Source organism: Pseudomonas farris (genome assembly GCF_019145235.1).
In the GTDB taxonomy this organism is placed as follows: domain Bacteria; phylum Pseudomonadota; class Gammaproteobacteria; order Pseudomonadales; family Pseudomonadaceae; genus Aquipseudomonas; species Aquipseudomonas farris.
This window is the reverse complement of record NZ_JAHSTV010000011.1, coordinates 150,816-175,828: the sequence shown is the minus strand read 5'-3', so window position 1 is coordinate 175,828 and position 25,013 is coordinate 150,816. Positions and strand designations below refer to the sequence as shown.

Below are 25,013 nucleotides of genomic sequence, written 5' to 3'. Positions count from 1 at the left end.
TCTCGCCCGGCCAAATGCCAGACGAAAAAAAGCCCCGCGTTTGCGGGGCTTTCATGTTGTTGCAGATCAGCTGCCTTTGACCGTCTTGCCGTTGACCGTACCGTCGAGGAGCATGATGTTGTACTCCTTGCCGTCGGTTTCGACCTGTTGCAAACGGACCAGCAGGTAATCCCAGTCCTTGGCGAACCACAGGACGGTGATGCGCTTGCTTTGTGTCGGGTCGCGCACGCGCTCGACCTTGATCGCATCGATCTGGCCAGCCTTGGTGTCGACTTTCTCCGAACCCAGCACGCGGAAGTCATAGGTATCGACTTCCCCATCATCGACCACCTGATAGCTCATGCTTTTCTTGCCGGCGGCCACGTCATGCTGCAGCGCCAGTTGATAGGTGGACTTGTCGACCATGCCGCGGTTGAGCGGAAGCTTGACGGCGTCACCGCGATCGGTGCCGGTGACCATCTTATTGGTCCAGTCGAAATCCAGATCAGCCTTCTTGGCTTTGCCCAGGCCACCACGTTCGAAGTGGTAGGACTGCGGCAGCAGCGTGTCCTTGTCCAGGGTCAGGGTGCTTTCTTCAGTCAGGCTGGCGATCATCATCGACGCCTTGAAGCTGAGTTTCCAGACGCCGTTGGCTCCCTTGGTCAGGCTGCGTTCGGCGGTGCCGCTCATGGGCAGCTGTTTCCAGTCGGCGGTGTAGCTGGCGGAGAAGGGCTGAAGGTCTGCGGCCTGCGCAAACGGCAGGGCGAGCAGAGCGCAAGCGAAGAGCAGGGCGCGACGCATAAAATCTCCTAGGTTCGAATCAAGTGGCCGCTGGCCGCGAGTAACTGTCCGTCCAGTAAAGCACCTTGTTCACCGAGTGATAAACGGCCTTCGGCAAACCAGCGTACGGCCATCGGGTAGATCAGGTGTTCCTGGGTATGGACTCGCTGCGCCAGACTCTGCGGCGAATCGTGCAACTCTACCGGTATTACTGCCTGTACGACCAGTGGTCCGCCATCGAGTTCCTCGGTGACGAAGTGCACGGAACAGCCGTGTTCAGTGTCGCCGGCCTCCAGCGCGCGCTGATGAGTGTGTAACCCTTTGTATTTGGGCAGCAGCGAGGGATGGATATTGAGCAGGCGACCCTGATAGTGGCGCACGAAGTCAGCGCTGAGAATGCGCATGAAGCCGGCCAGTACCACGAGTTTGGGGTTGAAGGCGTCGATCAGTTCGATCAGCGCGGCATCGAAGGCCTCGCGACCTTCGAAAGCCTTGTGATCCAGGGTGCGGGTGTCGATACCCGCGTCCCTGGCGCGTTGCAGGCCGTAGGCGTCGGCGCGGTTGGAGATCACCGCAGCGATGCGGGCCGGGCTGTCGCCGGTCCGCGTGCTGTCGATCAAGGCCTGCAAGTTACTGCCGGTGCCGGACAACAGCACCACCACATCACAGGTCTGGGACATCAATGAGCCTTGAGGTTCTTCAGTTCAACCTGAGCCGCGCCTTCGGCAGCGGTGGCGATCTGACCGATGACCCAAGGCTGCTCGCCAGCTTCACGCAGTACGTTCAGCGCGGTTTCAACGTGCTCCTGAGCCACGCAGATGACCATGCCGACGCCGCAGTTCAGTACGCGGTGCATTTCGTTTTCATCGACGTTGCCTTTCTCTTGCAGCCAGTCGAACACGGCAGGGCGAGTCCAGCTTGCAACGTCAACCACCGCTTGTGCGCCTTTTGGCAGAACGCGCGGAATGTTGTCCAGCAGGCCACCACCGGTGATGTGGGCCATGGCTTTGACGGCGCCGGTTTCTTTGATCAGCTTGAGCAGCGGCTTCACGTAGATGCGGGTCGGGGCCATCAGCAGGTCGGTCAGCGGTTTGCCGTCAAGCTGAATGTTTTCGATGTCTGCGCCGGACACTTCAATGATCTTGCGGATCAGCGAGTAGCCGTTGGAGTGCGGGCCGGAAGACGGCAGGGCGAGCAGGGCATCGCCGGCAGCGACTTTGGAACCGTCGATGATTTCGGACTTTTCCACGACACCGACGCAGAAGCCGGCCAGGTCGTAGTCTTCGCCTTCGTACATGCCAGGCATTTCAGCGGTTTCGCCGCCGACCAGGGAGCAGCCGGACAGTTCACAGCCAGCGCCGATGCCGGTCACGACCTGGGTCGCGGTTTCGACGTTCAGTTTGCCGGTGGCGTAGTAGTCGAGGAAGAACAGCGGCTCGGCGCCACAGACCACCAGGTCGTTCACGCACATGGCAACCAGGTCGATGCCAATGCTGTCGTGCTTGTTCAGGTTCAGCGCCAGGCGCAGTTTGGTGCCGACGCCGTCAGTGCCCGATACCAGTACCGGTTGTTTGTAACCGGCCGGGATTTCGCAGAGGGCGCCGAAACCGCCCAGGCCGCCCATGACTTCCGGGCGCGCAGTGCGCTTGGCGACGCTCTTGATGCGTTCGACCAATGCTTCACCGGCGTCGATGTCTACACCGGCGTCCTTGTAGCTCAGGGAGGGTTGCTTGCTCATGATCCAGGCCTTTAGGGGGGATTCAGGGGTAACGACCGAGTCCAGTGGGACCGCCGAAACAAACGAAGGCGAGTGCCATCCGCGAATTTCAGGGTGCCCGGCTGTTGCCGGTCTGCGAAGGCGCGCGATTTTATCAGGCTTGAGGGGCAGCGGCCATCCTCGTGCCGACGGGCAGAGGCATATCGCGTTAAAAAAACCGATATTGCCCGTGTTGGTGGCGTCCCGGATGGCTGTATAAGGTATCGACGTTAACCGTCTATCGTTATGACAGTGCGAAAACTTACCGGGATCGGGTGAATGTTTTGCTTGAACGTGTGGTCAACAGACCCCGGTTCAATCATCTTCACGCGGTCTGTTCCAGCCGCTCTTGTCGTCAGGAATCTTTTTATGCGTTTTCTTAAATTCTTGTTCGTGGGCTGTTTATCCATGGTCAGCCTGACCAGTCATGCCGAAACAGTCAAAAGCCTCTATCAAGTGCGCGAACCTGTCAGCAGCCAGACGCCAGAGGAGCGCGATCAGGCGACTCAGCGGGCGCTGGATACGTTGGTGTTGCGCCTGACCGGCGACCCCAAGGCGGCGCAGAGCCCGGGCCTGGCGACCGTGCGCAAAGACCCTCAGCAGATCATCAGCCAGTTCGGTTATGAGGCCGGGCCGCCGCAAGTGCTGAAAGTCGATTTCGATCCGGCCACCACCGAACAGGCCTTGCGGCGTGCCGGGTTGGCCATGTGGGGCAGCAACCGGCCGTCGATTCTCGGTTGGTGGTTGAACGATTCCACTGAAGGTTCAAGCCTGGTCGGCGATGGCCAGGCCAGTGCCACGCCACTGCTTCGAGCGGCGCAACATCGTGGGCTTCCGCTGCGTTTGCCACTGGCGGACCTGAACGAGCAGATTGTCGCCACTGCGCCGAATCTGGAAAGTGCAGACCCGGCACCGCTGCGGGGCGCATCCGACCGTTACAATGCCGACGCCTTGCTGGCGGTGCATGCCCGTGAAGAGGGTGGCCAATGGCAAGCCAAGTGGCGTTTGTGGTTGGGCGATCAGAAAGAAGCCGGTAACGTGCAGGGCGCCGATACCGCCGCGCTGGCCGATGCGGTGATGCTGGCGGTCAGCCAACGCCTGGCGCCGCGTTTTGCCGCCAAGCCGGGTGCGTCGAGCGAGCAATTGCTGGAAGTGCAGGGGATGAGCCTGGAGCGTTATGCGACGCTCGGGCGTTTGCTGGAGCCTTTTGGCGCACGTCTGCAGAGTGTCGACGGCGACCGCGTGCTTTATCGGGTCAACGGCAGCCCCGATCAGCTGCGGGCGCAGTTGTCTTTGGCCAAGTTGCAGGAAATTCCGGCCGGTGAGGCGCCGGCCCCCGCTGCGCCTGTTCAACCCGTGGCGGCTGGCTCGACACCGGTCGCAGCGCCGGCCCCGGCACCGACGCCGCAGTTACGTTTTCGCTGGTAGTTTTTCCTTATATAGAAGCAGGAGTGGTACATGGCCGATACACGGCGTTGGTTCTGGCTCGGTGGGGTGGTCCTGCTTTGCGCGTTTGTTTACCTGTTGCACCCGATCCTGACGCCGTTCCTGGTGGCGCTGTTGCTGGCTTATCTGTTCGACCCGCTGGTGGATCGGCTGGAGAAGTACGGTCTGTCACGGACCTGGGGCGTGGTGGCGGTGTTCGCCTTGTTCACATTGATCGTCACCGCGTTGCTGTTGGTGCTGGTGCCAATGCTCGCCAAGCAGCTGTTCCGTTTGTATGAACTGGCGCCGCAAATGCTCGACTGGTTGCAGCACACCGCCGTGCCGTGGGCCCAATCGAAGATCGGGTTGTCGGACGGCTTCTGGAAGTTCGACAAGCTCAAGGCGGCGTTCAGCGCGCACATGGGCCAGACCACCGATGTGGTCGGCGTAGTGCTGAGTCAGGCGACGGCTTCAGGTCTTGCACTGATTGGCTGGCTGGCCAACCTGGTGCTGATTCCGGTGGTGAGTTTTTATCTGCTGCGCGACTGGGACCTGATGATGGCCAAGATCCGCAGCCTGCTGCCGCGTGATCGTGAAGAGCGCGTCATGTCCCTGGCGGGAGAATGCCATGAAGTGCTCGGGGCATTCGTGCGCGGTCAGTTGCTGGTGATGCTGGCGCTGGGCGTGATCTACGCCGCAGGCTTGATGATCGTCGGGCTGGAGCTGGGGCTGTTGATCGGTCTGATTGCCGGTCTGGCGGCGATCGTGCCGTACATGGGGTTCGTCATCGGGATTGGTGCGGCGTTGATTGCCGGTCTGTTCCAGTTCGGTGGCGATTTGTATCCCATGATCGGTATTGTCGCGGTGTTCATGGTCGGTCAGGCGCTGGAAGGCATGGTCCTGACACCATTGCTGGTGGGCGACCGGATCGGCCTGCACCCGGTGGCGGTGATCTTCGCGATCCTGGCCGGCGGCGAGCTGTTTGGTTTTACCGGTGTGTTGCTGGCGTTGCCGGTGGCGGCGGTGATCATGGTCCTGGTGCGTCACGTACACGATTTGTATAAGGATTCAGATATCTACGGCGGTGTCGACGAATCCGAGCTGTAAGTTTTTAATCGCTCGTAGCGGGCAGTCTGGTTTCGTGCCAGGTTTGCCCGTATCGCTGGCGTGGCTGTCATATGCGCCGTCAAAGAATCTGTCATAAAACCAATGCATTAACGCAAACCTTTGATTTTGCTTATGGTCTGTCGCATTGTGCGGTCAGCCGCACGGGTATAAACTTCGCAAACTTTACACAGAGGCCACTAACGGTTCCTTTGGAACTGTTCAGTCAGCATGAAACCGATTCAGCTGCCCCTAGGTGTGCGTCTGCGTGATGACGCTACCTTTATCAATTACTACCCAGGCGCCAATGCCGCTGCACTCGGCTATGTCGAGCGGCTCTGCGAAGCCGACGCCGGCTGGACGGAAAGCCTGATTTACCTCTGGGGCAAGGACGGGGTAGGGCGCACGCACTTGTTGCAGGCAGCGTGTCTGCGTTTCGAACAACTGGGGGAGCCGGCGGTGTACCTGCCGTTGGCCGAGTTGTTGGACCGTGGCATCGAAATCCTCGACAACCTCGAACAATACGAACTGGTCTGCCTGGACGATTTGCAGGCGGTTGCCGGCAAGGCGGATTGGGAAGAGGCGTTGTTCCATCTGTTCAATCGTCTGCGTGACAGCGGCCGGCGTTTGCTGATCGCCGCCTCGACATCCCCGCGCGAACTGCCGGTGAAGCTGGCAGATCTCAAGTCGCGGCTGACACTGGCACTCATCTTCCAGATGCGGCCACTCTCTGATGAAGACAAATTGCGTGCCTTGCAGTTGCGCGCATCCCGTCGCGGCCTGCACCTGACCGATGAAGTCGGGCATTTTATTTTGACCCGCGGTACCCGCAGCATGAGTGCGCTTTTCGAGCTGCTTGAACGCCTCGATCAGGCCTCCCTTCAAGCTCAGCGCAAGCTGACAATCCCGTTCCTGAAAGAAACCCTTGGTTGGTAAAAACCTGGATCAGACTCAGGTTTTACACGGGTTTCGGCATATTACAGGCGTCAACAAATCCGCTTTCCTGCAAGACGGCAGGCTGCGCAAAGGTTCAAAATGGGCTTAAGCGCTTAGATGTAAATGAGAAACCGATAAGTCACATAAAGATCGATTGAATTTGCAAATGAGGTTGATAGCGGGCATAGTCTCGGCTTCTTTAGAAACTATCAGCCACGGTCGTGCCCATGCTAAATCGCTTCGCACCCCTCGTGCCTCTCGCACTCGTCACCCTGTTGTTCGGTTGCGCTGCCCACTCTCCAGTGTCCCAGCAAGCGCCACAACCGCAGGTTTCAAATTCAGTTACCGCGCAGTCTTCCGTTCTTTTCCAGGAAACTCTTTACCAGGAAGAGACGGCCACCGATAAAGAACTGGCAGACTTCGCCGGCGGCAAGTCGTACCAGCTTCCGGTTCTGGCCGACAGCATCCTCGAACGTGGCATGTCCCTGATCGGTACCCGTTACCGTTTCGGCGGCACCTCCGAGGCTGGGTTCGACTGCAGCGGCTTCATCGGTTATCTGTTTCGTGAAGAGGCCGGCATGAACCTGCCGCGCTCCACTCGCGAAATGATCAACGTTGACGCTCCCCTGGTTGCTCGCAGCGCCCTCAAGCCAGGTGACCTGCTGTTCTTCGCCACCAATGGTCGTCGCGGTCGTGTCAGTCACGCCGGGATCTACTTGGGTGACAACCAGTTCATCCACTCCAGCAGCCGCCGCAGCGGTGGTGTCCGGATCGATAGCCTGGGCGACAGTTACTGGAGCAAGACCTTCATCGAAGCCAAGCGTGCACTCGCGATGGCGCCGGCAGCGGCCCCGGCTATCGTCACGGCACGCAAGTAAGCGGACAGTTTGTAAGGCGAACTTAAAGTCTTACTTGAAGTTTGCTGCGTAGCCGCTAGAATCCTGATCTATTATTGATGGCAAACCGCCTGCGTTCTACGCAGGCGGTTTTCTTTTCTGCCTTTTCGGTGGAAAAAGCCGCAGCCAGATCAGGATGTTCTGTTTATGACGATGTCGGCCCGCCTCGCACTCATGTTCTTCGCAGCGCTGCTCAGCGCCTGCGCCAGCCGCACACCGCCACCTGCGCCGGTGGTCCGCGCTCCGATTGTTTTCGGTCCTTCCCAAGCCTTTTCCCCTGCGGCAGAAGACGTGCTGTTTCGCGCGCTGGGTCTGGTGGGAACGCCTTATCGCTGGGGCGGCAACACGCCGGATTCCGGGTTCGATTGCAGCGGTCTGATCGGTTATGTGTATCGCGATGTCGCAGGCATTTCCTTGCCGCGCTCCACCCGCGAGATGATCGGCATGCAGGCCCCCAATATCGGCAAGGAAGGCCTGCAAACCGGTGACCTGATTTTCTTCGCCACCAATGGTGGTTCCCAGGTCAGCCACGCCGGGATCTACGTCGGCGAAGGCCGCTTCGTCCACGCGCCAGCCACGGGCGGCACGGTCAAGCTGGACAGTTTGTCCAAGGCTTACTGGCAGAAAGCCTATCTGAGCGCCAAGCGCGTCTTGCAACCCGAGCACTTGGCACATAATCCATAGCGGAGGTTGTCATGACCGCACGCTTGAAGGATGACTCGCGTGTGGGCCTGTGCCTGTTACCGCTGGGCGATAGGTTGACGTTCTGTCGTAAACGCTGATCCCTGTGGGAGCGAGCCTGCTCGCGATAGCGGTGCATCAGGCAACATCGTTGTTGAATGTGCTGACCCCATCGCGAGCAGGCTCGCTCCCACAGGTAATATGTGTTGCAGTTATTGGGCGGCGGAAACGCGCCACACCTTGTTCCCGACATCATCCGCCACCAGCAAGCCACCCTGCTGATCGATCACCACGCCCACCGGCCGGCCCATGGCTTTTTCCTCGTCATTGAGGAAACCAGTGAGCACATCCACCGGCTGCCCGGTCGGTTTGCCGGCACCGAACGGCACGAAAATCACTTTATAGCCGCTGTGCGGCTTGCGGTTCCACGAGCCATGTTGGCCGATGAAAGCGCCTTGAGTGAACGGTGCAGGCAGTTTGCTGCCTTCGGCGAAGGTCAGGCCCAGTGACGCGGTATGTGGTCCCACCGCGTAGTCTGGCGCAATGGCCTTGGCCACCAGATCGGGGTTTTGCGGCTCGACGCGAATGTCGACGTGCTGGCCGTAATAGCTGTAAGGCCAGCCGTAGAACCCGCCGTCCTTCACGGATGTGATGTAGTCCGGCACCAGGTCGCTGCCAATTTCGTCACGCTCATTGACGGCGGTCCACAGTGCGCCGCTCTGAGGCTCCCAGGCCAGACCGTTTGGATTACGAATCCCCGAGGCGAAGATCCGATGATTGCCAGTGGCGCGATCCACTTCCCAGATCGCCGCGCGGCCTTCCTCCTGGTCCATGCCGTTTTCACCGACGTTGCTGTTCGAGCCCACGGTGACGTACAGCTTGCTGCCATCTTTGCTGGCGATGACATTTTTGGTCCAGTGGTGATTCAGTGTACCGCCCGGCAGATCGACCACCTTGATCGGCTGCGCCTTGATCGCTGTCTCGCCGTTTTCGTAGTGGAAACGCAGCAGACGATCAGTGTCGGCGACGTACAGGTCATTGCCGACCAGGGTCATGCCGAATGGCGAGTTGAGGTTTTCCAGGAATACCGTGCGGGTTTCGGCGACGCCATCGTGGTCCTTGTCCCGCAGCAGGGTGATGCGGTTCGGGCTGGGGACGCCGGCACCGGCACGGCCCATGACTTTGCCCATGACCCAACCGCGAATGCCTGTGCCGTCATCGGGTTTGGGCGGCGCGTTGGTTTCGGCTACCAGAACATCGCCATTGGGCAATACGTAGAGCCAGCGCGGGTGCTCGAGGCCTTCGGCAAACGCCGCCACTTGAGTCCCTGCCGCGGCGACGGGTTTCTTACCCTCAGGCCAGCCAATCGCCGGGGCGATGTTCACCGTCGGGATCAGGGTTTTATTCGGTTCTGGCAGTTTGGGCGAGGGGCCTGTGCCATCCGAGACTTGCAGGCTGGAGGTTTCACCACAGGCGGCTAGCCCTCCGGCGAGCGCGATGATGAAAACGAGCTGGGGTTTGCGCATTACTGATCTTCCCTATGAATGCATTGACGTAATCATAGAGAAGCGTAGACGCTCGATGGTTCAACCGGTCAGCCGCGGGCTTCCTTGAGCAGAATAGCGATGCCTGGATGGTAGTTGCCGGCTTCATTACGCAACTTGCGGTAAGCGTAAGGGAAATACCAGGCCACGGCGCAGGTATGTTCCTTTTGCAGGTCGTCGACCATGTCCTGGAGTTCTTCCGGGGTGGCGCTGTGCTGGGCTTTTTGTGGTGCGACAAACAGACAGCCGAGTTTCAGATCGCTGGCGTAGCTGATTCGCTTCGCGTCACTGGTGATGTCCGCCAGTGCCTGGGTCAGGTTCAGGCTATTGACTCGCGGCCAGCGCTGGGTGGCCTGGAGGTACGCGCGTTCTTCGCTGCTGGCGATAAACAGATCGGCGCGGGCGTTGCGTTCGCCTTCTTCGGTCTGTTTGCGCGTGGATGTTTGTTGCAGCGTGACCATTTCTGCCATCCAGGCCGCGGCGGAGAGCAGGCCGAGGTTGGCGTTTTCGTCGTACCAGTAAGGTGTATCGTTATCGCCGCGTACGGCGTTGAAGCGGTCGATACAGTCAAACCAGCGTTCCAGCACCGGCCGCAGGAATTCCAGCTTCGGATTGCTGATGATCATGCCTTGCATGTGGCTCACCCTTGTTATTGTGTTGTCAGGTTGTGGCTCTTTGATATCACTGCTGGCAGTTTGGCACAAGATTGGCGTCAGTTAATTGATCGATGGCAGTTATTCGCTCAGCGGCGCCCCGGCTTTAATTGACGCTCCACCCCCAACCCTCTAACCTTCGCGGCTTGTTTCAGGTGCTCTGTGACCTTGGTCGACAGAGTGAAACAGGGAAGCCGGTGAGTGAATTTCTTCCAGCGAAGAATGATCACGATCCCGGCGCTGCCCCCGCAACGGTAAATGAGTGAAGACTGCGCCTTGAGCCACTGTGTCAACGACATGGGAAGGCGCGCAGTCAGGCGCAAAGCCGCTCATGAGCCCGGAGACCGGCCTGATTCATCCAACGGCATCACGGTGGGCGATGCTAGGCTTCTTGCCGTCTATTCTTGTGCCTGCCCGCCGTTATCCAGCCTCAACGGAGAGCTCCCCATGACTGATACCCCCGATCGTGACGAACGCCATCTGGCGCGCATGCTGCGCAAAAAAGCGGTGATCGACGAACGCATCGCCAACTCGCCGAATGAATGCGGTTTGCTGCTGGTACTTTCCGGCAACGGCAAAGGCAAGAGCAGCTCGGCGTTCGGCATGCTTTCGCGGGCCATGGGCCACGGCATGCAGTGCGGCGTGGTGCAGTTCATCAAGGGGCGCACCAGCACCGGCGAGGAGCTGTTCTTCCGGCGCTTCCCGGAGCAGGTGCGTTTTCATGTGATGGGCGAGGGCTTCACCTGGGAAACCCAGGATCGCCAGCGTGACATTGCCGCCGCCGAAGCCGCTTGGGCGGTGTCCCGCGAATTGCTGCGTGATCCGGCCATTGGCCTCGTGGTGCTCGATGAGTTGAACATCGCCCTCAAGCACGGCTACCTCGATCTCGATCAGGTGCTCAGCGACTTGCAGGCCCGTCCGCCGATGCAACACGTGGTGGTCACCGGTCGCGGCGCCAAACCGGAGATGATCGAGCTGGCCGACACCGTCACTGAAATGGGCATGATCAAGCACGCCTTCCAGGCCGGAATCAAAGCGCAAAAAGGCGTTGAGTTGTGAGCTGCACTTTATGAATAGCCATCGTCAATGCCCGGCGGTACTGATCGCCGCGCCGGCCTCCGGTCAGGGCAAGACCACCGTCACCGCCGCGCTCGCTCGTTTGCATCGTAATCAGGGGCGCAAGGTTCGCGTGTTCAAATGCGGCCCGGATTTTCTCGACCCAATGATTCTCGAGCGCGCCAGCGGTGCACCGGTCTATCAACTCGACATGTGGATGGTCGGCGAGCAGGAAAGTCGGCGTCTATTGTGGGAGGCCGCTGGCGAAGCCGATCTGATCCTCATTGAAGGCGTCATGGGGCTGTTCGACGGTACGCCGTCCAGCGCCGATCTGGCGAGGCACTTCGGTGTGCCGGTGCTCGGCGTGATCGACGGCACCGCCATGGCGCAGACGTTTGGCGCGCTGGCCCTGGGCCTTGCGCGTTATCAGCCGGACTTGCCGTTTGCCGGTGTGCTGGCCAACCGGGTCGGCACCGTGCGCCATGCGCAGTTGCTCGAAGGCAGCCTGACTGAAGGCTTGCGCTGGTACGGCGCCTTGTCCCGGGAGACCGGGATCGAATTGCCGAGTCGGCATCTCGGTCTGGTTCAGGCCAGCGAGCTGAATGATCTCGACCTGCGTCTCGATGCGGCGGCCGACTCCTTGGCCAGCAGTTGCGATGTGGCTCTACCGCCAGCCGTGGAGTTCGCCGCGCCTGAAATGATCGCCGCCGAACCGTTGCTGGCCGGTGTGCGGATTGCCGTGGCCCGGGACGAAGCTTTCGCGTTTACCTACGGCGCGAGCCTTGATCTGTTGCGGGCCATGGGCGCCGAATTGTCTTTCTTCTCACCGATCCGCGACACCGAATTGCCGGAGACAGACAGCCTGTATTTGCCAGGCGGTTACCCGGAATTGCACCATGTGGCGTTGTCGCAAAACACGCCGATGCTGACCGCGATCCGCGCTCATCACGCGGCGGGTAAACCGTTGCTCGCCGAGTGTGGCGGCATGCTGTATTTGCTCGACTCATTGACCGATGTCGAGGGCACTCGCGCTGAACTGGTCGGTTTGCTGGCCGGTGATGCTGTAATGCAGAAGCGTCTTGCCGCGTTGGCCTTGCAGGCGGTCGAATTGCCGGAAGGTTTGCTGCGTGGGCACACCTATCACCACTCGCTGACCAGCACCGAACTTGAGCCGATTGCTCGTGGGCTGAGCCCGAATGGCGGGCGAGGGGCGGAGGCGGTTTATCGTGAGGGGCGGATGACGGCCTCTTATGTGCATTTTTATTTCCCGTCCAATCCATCAGCGATTGCAGCGCTGTTTGTGCCTGATCGTGAGGCCGCCTTCGCGAGCAAGCCCGCTCCCACAGGGGAACGCATTTCAAATGTGGGAGCGGGCTTGCTCGCGAAGAGGCCATGACAGACAACGCATTTTCCGAAGCCGAACGCGCAGCCGTTTACCGAGCCATCGCCGAACGCCGCGACATGCGGCACTTCAGCGGCGGCACGGTCGAGCCCGAGTTGCTGCGTCGTCTGCTCGAAGCCGCGCATCAGGCGCCGAGTGTCGGCCTGATGCAGCCCTGGCGTTTCATCCGCATCAGCGACCGGGCACTGCGCGGCAAGATCCAGCAACTGGTGGAAGAAGAACGCATCCGCACCGCCGAAGCCCTCGGCGAGCGCTCCGACGAATTCATGAAGCTCAAGGTCGAAGGCATCAACGACTGCGCCGAGGTGCTGGTTGCCGCGCTGATGGACGATCGTGAGCGGCATATCTTCGGTCGTCGTACATTGCCGGAAATGGACATGGCTTCGTTGTCCTGCGCCATCCAGAACCTTTGGCTGGCATCCCGCGCCGAAGGCCTGGGCATGGGCTGGGTGTCATTGTTCGAGCCGCAAGCGCTCGCGGACTTGCTGGGTTTACCGAGCGGGGCCAAGCCTTTGGCCGTTCTTTGCCTGGGGCCGGTCAAGGAATTCTATCCGGCGCCGATGTTGGTACTCGAAGGCTGGGCGCAGGCGCGTCCACTCAGCGAGTTGCTGTATGAAAATTATTGGGGAGTGAGTCAATGAGTGTGGCGTTGTTGAGTGTCGCTGCGGTCGCGCTGGATGCGCTACTGGGTGAACCCAGACGCTGGCATCCGCTGGTGGCGTTCGGTCGTTTTGCCGATCGCATCGAGCAACGTTTCAACTCCGGTGGCCGCGGCTGGCGCAGTCATGGCGTTACGGCCTGGGTGATGGCGGTCGTGCCGCTGACCTTGTTGGCCACCGCACTTTCCTGGGCGCCTTACGTTGGCTGGATCGTCGAGATTCTCGTGCTCTATTGCGCCCTTGGCATGCGCAGTCTCGGCGAGCACGTCGAGCCAGTGGCCAAGGCCCTGCGTAGTGATGATCTGTTCGAGGCGCGCAAACGTGTTGGTTATCTGGTCAGCCGTCAAACCAGCGAACTGGATGAAACCGAAGTTGCCCGCGCCGCCACCGAGTCGGTGCTGGAGAACGGCAGCGATGCAGTGTTCGCCGCGCTGTTCTGGTTTGCCGTGGCGGGTGCGCCCGGCGTGGTGCTCTATCGTCTGAGCAACACTCTCGATGCGATGTGGGGTTATCGCAACGAACGCTTCGAACGTTTCGGTTGGGCGGCAGCGAAGATCGATGATGTTCTGAACTACATTCCCGCACGCCTGGTGGCGTTGACCTACGCACTGCTGGGTAAAACCCGACTGGCATTGAAGTGCTGGCGTACACAAGGCCCGACCTGGGACAGCCCGAATGCCGGGCCGGTGATGGCGGCCGGTGCCGGTGCGCTGGGTGTCGAGTTGGGCGGGGCGGCGATTTATCACGGTGAACTGCATCAGCGTCCGCAGTTGGGCGAAGGCGTGCCGGCGGATGCCGATTCCATCGACCGTGGCTGGCAATTGGTCCAGCGCGGGGTATGGTTATGGCTGCTGATTCTCTGCGTGGGGGCTGAGTTCTATGCTTGAGCACGGTGGCCGCTTGCGCAAGGCGGCGCTTGAATACGGCATTGCCGAAGCCGATTGGCTCGACCTGTCCAGTGGCCTGGCGCCTTGGCCATTCCCGGTCCCGGACATCCCGCTGCGGGCCTGGGCCCGGTTGCCGGAAACCGATGACGGGCTGGAGCAGGCCGCCTGCGACTATTACGGTGCGGCCCAGGTGTTGCCGGTGGCCGGCTCGCAAATGGCGATCCAGTTGCTGCCGCGTTTGCGCCGGGCCGGCAAAGTCGGCGTGCTGTCGCCGTGTTACGCCGAGCACGCTGAAGCCTGGCGTCGCAACGGTTACATCGTGCGTGAAGTGCTGGAGTCGGAAGTCGATTTCTTTCTCGACAGCCTCGACGTGCTGGTGGTGGTCAACCCGAACAATCCGACAGGGCTGAGCCTGACCCCGGCTCGCCTGCTGGATTGGCATGCGCGGCTGGCCCAGCGCGGTGGCTGGCTGGTGGTGGACGAGGCGTTCATGGACAACACCCCGCATTTGAGTCTGGCGCCGTTTGCCAATCAGATCGGCTTGATCGTGCTGCGCTCCTTCGGCAAGTTTTTCGGCCTGGCCGGTGTGCGGCTGGGTTTTGTATTGGCCGAGCGCAAGTTGCTCAAACTGCTGGCCGAACAGGTCGGCCCTTGGGCGGTCAGCGGTCCGACCCGAGTACTGGGCCAGGCGTGCCTGACGGATACGGACGGGCACACTCGACAGCGCATTCGTACTGACGAGGCCGGCGAGCGTCTGGCGTTGCTGCTTGAACAGTACGGTTTCAAACCTCAGGGCGGCTGCGCATTGTTCCAATGGCTGATCACCGAGTGCGCCGAAGCGCTGCATGAATTCATGGCCCGGCGCGGCATTCTGCTGCGGTTGTTCACCCACAACAGCAGCCTGCGGTTTGGCTTGCCCGCCGATGAAGCGGATTGGCAACGTCTCGAGCAAGCGCTTGAAGCTTACGTTAAGGAAGCGCAATGACTACGTTGAAGGTGTTGGGCGCGACTTTGATGGTGCAGGGCGCTACTTTGATGGTGCAAGGCACTACGTCCGACGCCGGTAAAAGCACGCTGGTGACGGCGCTGTGTCGCTGGGTCACTCGCCAGGGCGTCAGCGTCGTGCCGTTCAAGCCGCAGAACATGGCCCTCAATAGCGCGGTAACCGCCGACGGTGGCGAGATTGGTCGCGCTCAAGCGGTGCAAGCCCAGGCGGCCAACCTCGAACCGCACACCGATATGAACCCAGTGTTGCTCAAACCCAATAGCGATACCGGCGCTCAGGTGATCATTCATGGTCGCGCGGTCACGACGATGAACGCGGTCGCTTATCACGACTACAAGGCCATCGCGATGCAAGCGGTGCTGGCCTCTCATGAACGTTTGAGCGCGGCGTATCCGGTGGTGATGGTCGAAGGCGCGGGTTCGCCGGCAGAGATCAACCTGCGCGCCGGCGACATCGCCAACATGGGATTTGCCGAGGCGGTGGACTGCCCGGTGGTGTTGATCGCCGACATCAATCGCGGCGGGGTTTTCGCGCATTTGGTCGGTACGCTGGAGCTGCTGTCGCCCAGTGAACAGGCCCGGGTCAAAGGCTTCATCATCAACCGTTTTCGCGGCGACATCGCCTTGCTGCAACCAGGCCTCGATTGGCTGGAGGCGCGCACCGGCAAACCGGTGATCGGCGTTTTGCCGTATGTGATGGACCTGCATCTTGAGGCTGAGGACGGCCTCGATCAGCGTCAGACCGACAAGGCCGATCAGGTGCTCAACGTGGTGGTGCCGGTACTGCCGCGCATCAGCAACCACACTGATTTCGATCCGCTGCGCCTGCATCCGCAAGTGGACCTGCAATTCATCGGCCCCGGTCAGGCGATTCCGCCGGCCGACCTGATCATTCTTCCCGGCTCGAAAAGCGTGCGCAGCGACCTTGCGTATCTGCGGGCCAACGGTTGGGACACAGTTATCTCGCGGCACTTGCGCTACGGTGGAAAAGTGCTGGGGATCTGCGGCGGCCTGCAAATGCTCGGCGAGCAGGTGCATGACCCGCTGGGCCTCGAAGGCGCGCCGGGTTCCAGTGTCGGTTTGGGCCTGCTGGCGTTCGAAACGCAGCTCGAAGAAGAGAAGCAGTTGCGCAATGTACGTGGGCGCCTGGCGCTGGAGGATGCGCAGGTCAGCGGCTATGAAATCCATGCCGGCGTGACCACCGGACCGGCGCTGGAAAACGCCGCGGTGCAGCTCGACGATGGTCGCTGCGATGGCGCGCAAAGTGTCGATGGGCAGATTTTCGGCACGTATCTGCATGGCCTGTTCGAGTCGCCGGCAGCGTGCAGTGCGCTGTTGCGCTGGGCCGGGTTGCAGGATGTGCAGGAGGTCGATTACCACGCCTTGCGTGAGCGCGATATCGAACGGCTGGCGGATCTGGTGGAGAAGCATCTGGATACCGGGTTGTTGCGTGAACTCTGTGGGTTTTAGGGGGAATGTGCTGGCCTCTTCGCGAGCAAGCCCGCTCCCACATTGGATGTGAGGTGTTGCAGTTCCAATGTGGGAGCGGGCTTGCTCGCGAAGACTGAAGTCGCCTCACCGCACATTTAAAGGAATGAACCATGCTGCAACTGATCCTCGGCGGCGCCCGCTCCGGCAAAAGTCGCCTGGCTGAAAAACTGGCGACAGACAGTCAGCTTCAAGTCACCTACATCGCCACCAGCCAACCCCTGGACGATGAAATGAACGAACGGGTGGCTCATCATCGCGCCCGTCGTCCAGTCGAGTGGGCGTTGATCGAAGAACCGCTGGAACTGGCCCGCGTGCTGCGCGAAAACGCCAGTGCCGATCGTTGCTTGCTGGTGGATTGCCTGACGCTGTGGTTGACCAATCTGCTGATGCTAGACGATGCCGAGCGCTTGCCGGCCGAGCGTGAAGCTTTGCTGGACTGCCTGGCGTCATTGCCGGGTGAAATCATTTTTGTCAGCAACGAGACCGGAATGGGTGTCGTACCGCTGGGCGAATTGACTCGCCGCTATGTCGATGAAGCCGGTTGGCTGCATCAAGCCTTGGCCGAGCGCTGTCAGCGTGTCGTCCTGACCGTCGCTGGCCTGCCCCTGACTTTGAAAGGAACTGCGTTATGACTCACTCCTGGTGGCTGAACCCGTGCAAGCCAATCGATGCGCAAGCGGTCGAGCAGGCGCAGGCGCGTCAACAGCAACTGACCAAGCCTGCCGGTTCGCTCGGCCGGCTAGAATCGGTGGCGGTGCAATTGGCCGGGTTGCAGGGGCAAGTCAAGCCGACGCTCGATCGGCTGTGGATCGCGATTTTTGCCGGTGACCATGGTGTGGTCGCCGAAGGCGTGTCGGCGTTTCCGCAGGAAGTCACCGGGCAGATGCTGCACAACTTTGTCAGCGGCGGCGCGGCGATCAGCGTGTTGGCGCGGCAGTTGGGGGCATCCCTGGAAGTGGTCGACCTCGGCACCGTCACGCCGTCGTTGAATCTGCCGGGTGTGCGTCACCTGAACATCGGCCCGGGTACGGCGAATTTCGTCCAGGGGTCAGCGATGACGCAGGCCCAGGGCGAACTCGCCTTGCAGGCGGGTCGTGACAGTGCGCAGCGCGCCATCGCAGCCGGCTCGCAGTTGTTCATCGGTGGCGAAATGGGCATCGGCAACACCACCGCGGCCAGTGCGTTGGCCTGTGCATTGCTCGACTGCCCTGTGGTGCATCTGGCCGGGCCGGGCACCGGATTGAACGCGGCGGGTGTCAACCATAAAGCCCAGGTCATCGAACGCGCCTTGGTGTTGCACAGCGCTCAACGGGGCGATGCGTTGCAGACCCTGTTCAACCTCGGCGGTTTTGAAATTGCTGCGCTGGTCGGCGCGTACCTGGCCTGTGCTCAGGAAGGTGTCGCGGTGTTGGTCGACGGGTTTATTTGCAGCGTCGCCGCGCTGGTGGCGGTGAGTTTGAATCCGGCCTGCCGTGAGTGGTTGCTGTTCGGTCATCGCGGCGCCGAGCCGGGTCATCGCCATGTGCTCGAAACCCTGAACGCCGAACCGTTGCTGGACCTCGGCCTGCGACTGGGCGAGGGCAGCGGTGCGGCATTGGCCGTGCCATTGCTTCGTCTGGCCTGCGACCTGCACAGGCAGATGGCGACGTTTGCCGAAGCCGCAGTGGCGGATCGTCCGGCATGATCTTGCGCCTGGACCTGTTGCGCCACGGCGAAACTGAACTCGGCGGCGGTTTGCGCGGCAGTCTCGACGATGCGCTGACCGGCAAGGGCTGGGAGCAAATGCGCGCCGCGGTGATCGAGCAGGGGCCCTGGGATCGACTGGTCAGTTCGCCGTTGCAGCGTTGTGCGCGTTTTGCTGAAGAGCTTGGGGCGCAACTGGGTTTGCCGGTGCAACTGGATAAGGATCTGCAAGAGCTGCACTTCGGCGCCTGGGAAGGGCAGAGCGCGGCGGCGCTGATGGAGACCAGCGCCGAGGCGTTGGGCTTGTTCTGGGCCGATCCTTATTCGTTCACGCCGCCTGAGGGTGAGCCGGTTACGGACTTTTCAACGCGGGTGTTGGCGGCCATCGAGCGGCTGCACGCGGCCTATGCCGGTGAGCGAATCTTGCTGATCAGCCATGGCGGCGTCATGCGTTTGTTGCTGGCTCAAGCGCGCGGATTGCCGCGTGAGCAGTTGCTCAACGTTGAAGTCGGCCATGGCGCGCTGTTCTCGCTGTCGGTCGAAACCGGCGTCTTGTTAAGGGAAGCGATCTAATCATGTTGCCGTTCTGGATCGCCCTGCAATTTTTGAGCAGTCTGCCGATTCGTCTGCCGGGCATGCCGACGCCCGAGGAGCTGGGCCGGTCGTTGCTGTTTTATCCGCTGGTCGGTTTGCTGTTCGGCACGATTCTGTGGGGGCTGAACTGGCTATTGCTGGGCACGCCATTATTGCTTCACGCCGCACTGCTGCTGAGCGTTTGGGTCTTGCTCAGCGGCGCGTTGCACCTGGACGGCCTGGCCGATAGCGCCGATGCGTGGCTTGGTGGCTATGGCGACCGTGAACGCACCCTGACCATCATGAAAGACCCACGTAGCGGGCCGATCGCCGTGGTGACGCTGGTGCTGGTGTTGCTGCTCAAATTCGCCGCGCTGCTGGCGTTGATCGAGCAGCAGCACAGTGTGGTCCTGATCATCGTTCCACTGATTAGCCGCAGCGCGTTACTGGGGTTATTCCTCACCACGCCTTATGTGCGTCCCGGTGGATTAGGACAGGCGCTGGCTGATCATCTACCGCGTTTGGCCGGCAAACAGGTGTTGGTGATCAGTGCGGTGGCCTGTGTGCTGATGGCCGGGTTCAGCGGTGTATGGGCGCTTGCGCTGGCGGTGGCTGTGTTTGCCTGGTTGCGGCAAGTGATGGTGCGACGACTGGGCGGGGCGACTGGCGATACGGCGGGGGCGTTGCTGGAATTGCTGGAGGTGGCGGTGCTGGTGGGGTTGGCACTGCTCTGAATCCCTGTGGGAGCGGGCTTGCTCGCGAAGACGGCGGCACAGTCAACATAGGTATCGCCTGACACACCGCTTTCGCGAGCAAGCCCGCTCCCACAGGTAATATGTTTCAAAAAATTTGCTTTCATTTAACCGCGGGTATATACACGCACTATGCTTCCTTCTCAATGTTTGTGCACTAACCTGCGTCGCGCCGCTCGAGGCGTCAGCAGGCATTACGACGGCGCCCTCGATGGCTTCGGGATCAACGTTGCCCAGTATTCTCTGCTGTGCAATCTGCAGCGTCTGGATCAGCCGAGCATCTCGTCTCTGGCTGAAGCCATGGGCCTGGATCGCAGCACCCTCGGGCGCAATCTGCGGGTGCTGGAAGGTGAAGGCCTGGTGACGCTGGTTGAGGGTGAGGACATGCGCAATCGCATCGTCCTGCTCACCGAGACAGGGCGCGAACGTCTGGCAGCGGCCTTGCCGGCATGGGAAGCGGCGCAGCAACGGTTGATCGACCGTCTGGGTGCCGAGAAGCGTGAAACCTTGCTGAAATTGCTGGACGAATTGGCTTGAGGCCAGTTTGTTCGATCTTAAGCGGGTATATACCCGCTACCGGAGAACAAGAATGACATCAATGTGGCGTACATGCGGTTGGGTGCTGTTGGGGAGTGCGCTGATTCTGGCGTTATCCTTGGGTGTGCGACACGGCTTCGGGCTGTTTCTGGCGCCCATGAGTGCCGAGTTCGGCTGGGGCCGCGAAGTGTTTGCTTTCGCCATTGCCTTGCAGAATCTGATCTGGGGCCTGGCGCAGCCGTTCACTGGCGCACTGGCCGACCGCTTTGGCGCTGCGAAAGTGGTGTTGATCGGTGGTGTTCTGTACGCCCTGGGTCTGGTGTTCATGGGGCTGTCTGATTCGGCGGTGACCTTGTCTTTGAGCGCCGGGCTGTTGATCGGTATCGGCCTGTCGGGCACCTCGTTCTCGGTGATCCTCGGCGTGGTTGGCCGTGCCGTGCCACCGGAAAAACGCAGCATGGGCATGGGGATCGCCAGCGCTGCCGGTTCTTTCGGTCAATTCGCCATGTTGCCCGGCACGCTGGGGCTGATCGGCTGGCTTGGCTGGTCCGCGGCATTGCTGGTGTTGGGCCTGGTGGTGGCGCTGATTGTGCCGCTGGTGAGCATGCTCAAGGACAAGCCGCTGCCGGTTCTTGGGCACGAGCAAACCCTCTCTGAAGCGCTGCATGAAGCCTGTTCCCATTCAGGATTCTGGCTGTTGGCGTTTGGTTTTTTTGTCTGCGGTTTTCAAGTGGTGTTCATCGGCGTGCACTTGCCGGCCTATCTGGTGGACCAACACTTGCCAGCCTCCGTCGGCACCACGGTGTTGGCGTTGATCGGGCTGTTCAATATCTTTGGCACCTATACAGCAGGCTGGCTCGGCGGGCGAATGTCCAAACCGCGCCTGCTCACCGGTCTGTATCTGTTGCGGGCGGTGGTGATTGTGCTGTTCCTCTGGGCACCGGTCACTCAGATCACGGCTTATCTGTTCGGCATGGCCATGGGCTTTCTCTGGTTGTCGACGGTGCCCTTGACCAACGGCACGGTGGCGACCTTGTTCGGTGTACGAAATTTGTCCATGCTCGGTGGGATCGTTTTCCTCTTCCATCAGCTCGGCTCGTTCCTCGGCGGCTGGTTGGGTGGGGTGGTGTATGACCGAACCGGGAGTTACGACTTGATCTGGCAGGTGGCAATTCTCTTGAGTCTGGTGGCCGCAGCCCTGAACTGGCCGGTGCGCGAGCAGCCGGTGGCGCGTCTGCAAACCCGGATGAGTGCCGCATGAACAGTCTTTGGCCGCGAATGGCTGCTTTCGCCGTCGGCATATTGCTGCTGGCCCTGGCGTGGTGGGGCTGGCATCAGGGTGGCCTGGCGTTGATGCAGTTGGGCATGGGTGCTTGCTAGCGAGCGGCGAAGGCGAGTAATTTCGTTTTCTGACGATTGTTCAAGGATGCACCGACATGCTGATGCGCTGGCTTGCAGTCCCCGCGTTGCTGACGGCTTTTACCGGGTTGGCCCAGGCGGCAGAATGCCCGGAATTATTACAAGGCTCATTGCCCAAGCTGCGTGCCAAGGAATCCATCGATCTGTGCCAGCGCTTCGCCGGCAAGCCACTGGTGGTGGTCAATACCGCGAGCTTCTGTGGCTTCGCCCCGCAGTTCAAAGGCCTTGAGGCGCTGTATCAGCGTTACAAGGATCAAGGGCTTGAGGTGGTTGGTGTTCCATCCAATGACTTCAAGCAAGAGTCCAAAGATGGTGCAGAGACTGCCAAAGTCTGTTACGTGAACTACGGCGTGACCTTCACCATGACCGAGCCACAGAAAGTCCGCGGCGATGATGCAACGCATTTGTTCAAGGTTCTCTCTGAACAAAGCAGTTCGCCCAAGTGGAATTTCTACAAGTACGTGGTCGATCGCCAAGGCAAAGTGATCGCCAATTTCTCCAGCCTGACCAAGCCGGATAATCCCGAGTTCATCGAGGCAGTAGAGAAAGCCCTGGCCTCGAAACCCTGAGCGACGGCCACTAAAAAGCCCCGCCTCTGTACAAGAGTGCGGGGCTTTTTCAATTCAGGCGGCGAGGGAGTCGCCGTGAATCATCAGAAACGGTAGGTCGCGCCAACACCGAAACCGTTCGCATAGTTTTCATACTCTGCGCTGTAGTTCTGACGGCCGTTGCTGTTGTTGACCTTGACCGATTCTTCGCGCAGGTACGAGTACGCTACGTCGATAGTCAAGTCGTCGGTCGGGCTCCAGCCAGCACCAAGACTGAAAATCTTGCGATCGCCTGTCGGAATGCGTGGGGAGCGGTTTTCGTTGTTGGTCGGTGCCTGGTCGACGGACAGGCCGGTACGCAGGACCCATTGCTTGTTCAATTGGTACGAAGCACCGATGGCGTGAGCCCAGGTGTCATGCCAGTTCTGTTCTTCGGTGATGGTGCCAAACCGACCGTTCAGAGCGGCAGGAACGCCACTGTTCTCAACGGAGATTTCTTTCAGGCGGCTCCAGCGAGTCCAGGTGCTGCCTGCGTAGAGAGTCCATTTATCGTCCAGCTGGTGAGTAACCGAGAAGTCGACCGACTCAGGCGTGGTGATGTCCAGCGACGCGTCGTACTTCTGGCTCGGGTTCTGACCAAGGGCCCCCAGGAGGTTGTAGTTGACCTTGGTGTCACCCTCGAGCTTGTACTTCACTTTCGAGTGGTAGGTCAGGCCGACGCGAGTGCTGTCGGTGGCCTGAACCAGGATGCCGATGTTGTAACCCAGCGCGGTGTCGTCACCCTTGATCTTGACGTTACCGTCCGCTGCGCGAGGGTTCAGCGACAGATTCGATTCCAGGGTGCCGTCAATGCGGTTGATGGTCGGACCGAAACCGATCGACACCTTGTCGTTGAAGGCGTAGCTGACGGTTGGCTGCAGGGTTACGATTTTTACTTCGCTCTTGCTGCCGAAGTAACGGCCGGCAAAGCCGTTCTCGTAATCGGTCACCAGACCGAATGGCGCGTACATGCCCACACCGAATGCCCAATGTTCATCGATTGGCTTGACGTAGTAACCCATCGGCACGGCGATGAAGGGAACCATGTCGCCATCGTTGCTGCCGCTGTTCGGGCTGGAACTGGCGTGGCTGATGTCAGTGTGTGCGTCGAGCAGTGCAGCGCCGCCGGTCACTTGTTCGCGCTTGAGGCGAGACATGCCGGCAGGGTTGCCGAAAATGGTGCTTGCGTCGTCGGCAGAAGAAGATCGCCCGGCAAAACCTGTGCCCATCCCGCTGATGCTTTGTTCGTTGATGGCAAAGCCACTTGCGAAGATCTGGGTGGATGCCAAGGCAACGGCGAGACTAAGGGTGGTTTTGAGCATTACTTTTTTCATTATTAGAACTCCTGGTGATCACCGGGGCGAAAATTACCAACATTTTCGTCCGGGCGCTATAGCCTGTAACGCTTGATTTAGAGCGGTTTTGTAGGACAATCCGACCAAAATAGCGACAAGTTACGCGATCTTCGGAAATGGGTGGGTCAGCAGGCGACCTGATTCAACGATGAAACACAGGTTTGCCAGGCGTAGGTGAAATCTCGCAGACGACCTTGGGGCTGGAAAGTCTGGCGCCAGATTCGGGCCATTCCCAACAGGTCATCGGAGGCGGGGAGGGGAGTGTTCTGTTCTTCTACCAGCAGCCAGGCGATGGCAGTGGCGTAACGCAGGTTGACGGTCAATTCCAGATGCGGCCCGCTGAGAAAAGCATGCTGGCTGGCCAGGCCGCGGACCAGGCTCGCGCGATCCGGGTCCAAGGCCAAATAGTGATCCCATAGGGCCTGGTGGCGGGGTTCGGCGATTCGGTACAGGCCGTGTCCACGGCGGTCGTGCAAGGCTGACCCAAGGGCTGACTGACTGGCGGCAATGCCCAGCAGCAGGGATTCGGCAGTTGCGCTATGGCGTCCGAGATAGATCAACGTCGGACGGATCACATAACGACACAGTTCGCTGGCAGCGATTCCCATAAAGCCCTCGAAACATCAAGTGGTCGGCGATACCTGAAGGGGGCCTTGGCAGCAGTGGATCGATTCAGGCTCGCCGGAAGCGGATCAAGCCGCTTGAGTTGAAGTGTAGTGTCATTATTTCGCTGTAAAGGACTGTTTTTAAAATATTTCCGGCTTCGAGTTATAACCGTTATATCGGTTGGTGCTTAGCCGTTGACCACGAAATGAGAAATATCGGGCAATAAAAAGCCCCGCTTTTCAGCAGGGCTTTTGAGGTTTTCAGCCTTTCTGGCGTCTCAGGCAACCAGTGCCTGGCGAGTACGCTCGATCACAGCCTGCAGCGGTTCTGCGCTGGAGTATTGATCCGGGTACAGGCGTTCGCTGTGACGCGCGATGCCGTGTTCGTTGACCAGAGTGAAGCTGAAGCAGCCTTTGCGAGCGGCCATGATCAGGCAGTTCATTGGAGCAAAAGCGTTGGTTAGGGTGCGAATGGCATCCTGAGTGTGGATTTGAGTGGACATAATTGGTGTTCCTACAAGCGACACGGATAAGAACCGTGCAAAGTTAAAACGTTCCAGTGACGACGACCACCATTGGTCGAACGAAGAACCCGACTGGAACAAAGCAGCCAGTTTGAAGCGCTGATAAATTGGCGCGCTTGGGCTGGCAGGTAGGTACTTAGGAGGGCAGGCAACACATCAAGGGCAAAGGTTCTGGGCCCGGGGTGAAGATCCTGATCAATTTGCAGGCTGGTTCGGTCAGAGTAAGTGAGCTTGGCAACACCCTTTGCTTTCGATTCAAAGGCTGTGTTGGTGCAAGATTTACCTGGAAACCATCGAGGTGGTCGATCCCGTTTTGTCGGTGGAGGCTTCTCTTAGGGAAGGCTGACCGGGGGATTTGTTCGACCAGAATTGACTTTCAGCTTGGTACTAACGCCGCGGATACTAACGGATTGAATTGCCAAAGGGAAGCCTGATCGCAAAAAAGATCGCTGGGGTGCCTGTCGACTAGTCTCGGCTGAGCGATTCGAATACCGCTGACAGAGCCACCGGCAGACCCGGCGCCCCGTAATAGCCCAGAACCCGACCGTTGATCCGAGAGGACGATTGAGCCAGGATCAATCGTTGCGCGGGTTGCCCGGGTTTATCCCCTGGCTTTACGGAAAAACGCGCCGAAAAAGCGCATCGATATAACCGCCTCGCAGGTACTTGTGCACATAAGTTGCGCGGACTGTCATCCCACTGTCATCCTGGCTTCAACGGGAGT

General features: G+C 60.1%; 27 protein-coding genes and 1 riboswitch. Of the genes, 19 read left to right on the top strand and 8 right to left on the bottom strand.

The features are described from left to right. Positions 1 to 66: 66 nt before the first annotated feature. The 3 genes from KVG95_RS22940 to purM are packed head-to-tail and all read right to left on the bottom strand — an operon-like array spanning position 67 to position 2,497. Positions 67 to 780, bottom strand: a complete 714-nt coding sequence (locus KVG95_RS22940) for a DUF3108 domain-containing protein (protein ID WP_123496149.1) — start codon at positions 778 to 780, stop codon at positions 67 to 69. A gap of 8 nt (positions 781 to 788) precedes the next feature. Beyond that, positions 789 to 1,439 carry a phosphoribosylglycinamide formyltransferase gene (gene purN, locus KVG95_RS22935; protein ID WP_018925121.1) on the bottom strand — a complete coding sequence of 217 codons (651 nt, stop codon included), beginning with the start codon at positions 1,437 to 1,439 and terminating at the stop codon, positions 789 to 791. After that, positions 1,439 to 2,497, bottom strand: coding sequence for a phosphoribosylformylglycinamidine cyclo-ligase (purM, locus tag KVG95_RS22930; protein WP_008013877.1), 1,059 nt, complete (start codon positions 2,495 to 2,497; stop codon positions 1,439 to 1,441). The genes purN and purM overlap by 1 nt, the downstream gene beginning before the upstream one ends. Before the next feature lie 387 nt (positions 2,498 to 2,884). Here purM and KVG95_RS22925 point away from each other — a divergent pair, with 387 nt between their 5' ends. The 5 genes from KVG95_RS22925 (at position 2,885) to KVG95_RS22905 (ending at position 7,560) form a co-directional block, all read left to right on the top strand. After that, positions 2,885 to 3,943 (top strand): DUF2066 domain-containing protein, encoded by a 1,059-nt coding sequence (locus KVG95_RS22925; RefSeq protein ID WP_217858067.1) that lies wholly within the window; start codon positions 2,885 to 2,887, stop codon positions 3,941 to 3,943. Between the two features lie 30 nt (positions 3,944 to 3,973). Continuing rightward, complete coding sequence (locus tag KVG95_RS22920; RefSeq protein ID WP_217858066.1) at positions 3,974 to 5,047, top strand: AI-2E family transporter; 1,074 nt, start codon at positions 3,974 to 3,976, stop codon at positions 5,045 to 5,047. 228 nt (positions 5,048 to 5,275) lie between these two features. Then, complete coding sequence (gene hda, locus KVG95_RS22915) at positions 5,276 to 5,980, top strand: DnaA regulatory inactivator Hda (protein WP_007898944.1); 705 nt, start codon at positions 5,276 to 5,278, stop codon at positions 5,978 to 5,980. 227 nt (positions 5,981 to 6,207) lie between these two features. Continuing rightward, positions 6,208 to 6,858: a C40 family peptidase gene (locus KVG95_RS22910; protein ID WP_217858065.1), complete on the top strand. Its 651-nt coding sequence runs from the start codon at positions 6,208 to 6,210 to the stop codon at positions 6,856 to 6,858. A 165-nt stretch (positions 6,859 to 7,023) separates the two neighbouring features. Next, positions 7,024 to 7,560, top strand: a complete 537-nt coding sequence (locus KVG95_RS22905; RefSeq protein WP_038979712.1) for a C40 family peptidase — start codon at positions 7,024 to 7,026, stop codon at positions 7,558 to 7,560. Positions 7,561 to 7,769: 209 nt separating this feature from the next. Here the strand turns inward: KVG95_RS22905 and KVG95_RS22900 are convergent, their stop codons facing one another. After that, positions 7,770 to 9,083 carry a PQQ-dependent sugar dehydrogenase gene (locus tag KVG95_RS22900; protein ID WP_217858064.1) on the bottom strand — a complete coding sequence of 438 codons (1,314 nt, stop codon included), beginning with the start codon at positions 9,081 to 9,083 and terminating at the stop codon, positions 7,770 to 7,772. A 68-nt stretch (positions 9,084 to 9,151) separates the two neighbouring features. Continuing rightward, positions 9,152 to 9,736 (bottom strand): hypothetical protein, encoded by a 585-nt coding sequence (locus tag KVG95_RS22895; RefSeq protein ID WP_217858063.1) that lies wholly within the window; start codon positions 9,734 to 9,736, stop codon positions 9,152 to 9,154. A 154-nt stretch (positions 9,737 to 9,890) separates the two neighbouring features. Next, positions 9,891 to 10,121, top strand: a riboswitch (cobalamin riboswitch). A gap of 80 nt (positions 10,122 to 10,201) precedes the next feature. Here KVG95_RS22895 and cobO point away from each other — a divergent pair. From cobO to KVG95_RS22830, 14 genes are all read left to right on the top strand, one after another. Beyond that, positions 10,202 to 10,813: a cob(I)yrinic acid a,c-diamide adenosyltransferase gene (cobO, locus tag KVG95_RS22890; protein ID WP_052967210.1), complete on the top strand. Its 612-nt coding sequence runs from the start codon at positions 10,202 to 10,204 to the stop codon at positions 10,811 to 10,813. A 10-nt stretch (positions 10,814 to 10,823) separates the two neighbouring features. Then, entirely contained in the window at positions 10,824 to 12,206 is a 1,383-nt protein-coding gene (locus KVG95_RS22885; protein WP_217858062.1) for a cobyrinic acid a,c-diamide synthase CobB, read from the top strand. Beyond that, positions 12,203 to 12,853, top strand: coding sequence for a 5,6-dimethylbenzimidazole synthase (gene bluB / locus KVG95_RS22880; RefSeq protein WP_201059492.1), 651 nt, complete (start codon positions 12,203 to 12,205; stop codon positions 12,851 to 12,853). Before KVG95_RS22885 ends, bluB begins: the two co-directional genes overlap by 4 nt. Then, a complete protein-coding gene (gene cbiB / locus KVG95_RS22875; RefSeq protein ID WP_217858061.1) occupies positions 12,850 to 13,758 on the top strand; it encodes an adenosylcobinamide-phosphate synthase CbiB in 909 nt (302 codons plus the stop codon). The genes bluB and cbiB overlap by 4 nt, the downstream gene beginning before the upstream one ends. Then, entirely contained in the window at positions 13,751 to 14,743 is a 993-nt protein-coding gene (gene cobD, locus KVG95_RS22870; protein ID WP_217858060.1) for a threonine-phosphate decarboxylase CobD, read from the top strand. The genes cbiB and cobD overlap by 8 nt, the downstream gene beginning before the upstream one ends. Positions 14,744 to 14,772: 29 nt before the next feature. Beyond that, positions 14,773 to 16,233, top strand: coding sequence for a cobyric acid synthase (locus tag KVG95_RS22865; RefSeq protein ID WP_437180803.1), 1,461 nt, complete (start codon positions 14,773 to 14,775; stop codon positions 16,231 to 16,233). 131 nt (positions 16,234 to 16,364) lie between these two features. Further along, positions 16,365 to 16,886, top strand: a complete 522-nt coding sequence (gene cobU / locus KVG95_RS22860; protein ID WP_217858059.1) for a bifunctional adenosylcobinamide kinase/adenosylcobinamide-phosphate guanylyltransferase — start codon at positions 16,365 to 16,367, stop codon at positions 16,884 to 16,886. Next, entirely contained in the window at positions 16,883 to 17,938 is a 1,056-nt protein-coding gene (gene cobT / locus KVG95_RS22855; protein ID WP_217858058.1) for a nicotinate-nucleotide--dimethylbenzimidazole phosphoribosyltransferase, read from the top strand. The genes cobU and cobT overlap by 4 nt, the downstream gene beginning before the upstream one ends. Further along, positions 17,935 to 18,510: an alpha-ribazole phosphatase family protein gene (cobC, locus tag KVG95_RS22850; RefSeq protein WP_217858057.1), complete on the top strand. Its 576-nt coding sequence runs from the start codon at positions 17,935 to 17,937 to the stop codon at positions 18,508 to 18,510. Before cobT ends, cobC begins: the two co-directional genes overlap by 4 nt. A 2-nt stretch (positions 18,511 to 18,512) precedes the next feature. After that, on the top strand, positions 18,513 to 19,244 hold the full coding sequence (locus KVG95_RS22845) for an adenosylcobinamide-GDP ribazoletransferase (RefSeq protein WP_217858056.1): 732 nt from the start codon (positions 18,513 to 18,515) through the stop codon (positions 19,242 to 19,244). Positions 19,245 to 19,394: 150 nt separating this feature from the next. Beyond that, positions 19,395 to 19,799, top strand: coding sequence for a MarR family winged helix-turn-helix transcriptional regulator (locus tag KVG95_RS22840; RefSeq protein WP_048394362.1), 405 nt, complete (start codon positions 19,395 to 19,397; stop codon positions 19,797 to 19,799). Positions 19,800 to 19,851: 52 nt separating this feature from the next. Beyond that, entirely contained in the window at positions 19,852 to 21,060 is a 1,209-nt protein-coding gene (locus KVG95_RS22835) for an MFS transporter (protein ID WP_217858055.1), read from the top strand. After that, complete coding sequence (locus KVG95_RS30050) at positions 21,057 to 21,179, top strand: hypothetical protein (protein WP_264082335.1); 123 nt, start codon at positions 21,057 to 21,059, stop codon at positions 21,177 to 21,179. Before KVG95_RS22835 ends, KVG95_RS30050 begins: the two co-directional genes overlap by 4 nt. A gap of 56 nt (positions 21,180 to 21,235) precedes the next feature. Continuing rightward, positions 21,236 to 21,787: a glutathione peroxidase gene (locus tag KVG95_RS22830; RefSeq protein ID WP_217858054.1), complete on the top strand. Its 552-nt coding sequence runs from the start codon at positions 21,236 to 21,238 to the stop codon at positions 21,785 to 21,787. Between the two features lie 83 nt (positions 21,788 to 21,870). Here KVG95_RS22830 and KVG95_RS22825 read toward each other — a convergent pair whose 3' ends face one another. The 3 genes from KVG95_RS22825 to KVG95_RS22815 all read right to left on the bottom strand — a co-directional run bounded on the left by KVG95_RS22825 (position 21,871) and on the right by KVG95_RS22815 (position 24,268). Next, a complete protein-coding gene (locus tag KVG95_RS22825) occupies positions 21,871 to 23,139 on the bottom strand; it encodes an OmpP1/FadL family transporter (RefSeq protein WP_217858053.1) in 1,269 nt (422 codons plus the stop codon). Positions 23,140 to 23,285: 146 nt separating this feature from the next. Continuing rightward, a complete protein-coding gene (locus KVG95_RS22820; RefSeq protein WP_038979731.1) occupies positions 23,286 to 23,768 on the bottom strand; it encodes a hypothetical protein in 483 nt (160 codons plus the stop codon). A 275-nt stretch (positions 23,769 to 24,043) separates the two neighbouring features. Continuing rightward, on the bottom strand, positions 24,044 to 24,268 hold the full coding sequence (locus tag KVG95_RS22815) for a hypothetical protein (RefSeq protein ID WP_007898912.1): 225 nt from the start codon (positions 24,266 to 24,268) through the stop codon (positions 24,044 to 24,046). Positions 24,269 to 25,013 lie beyond the last annotated feature (745 nt).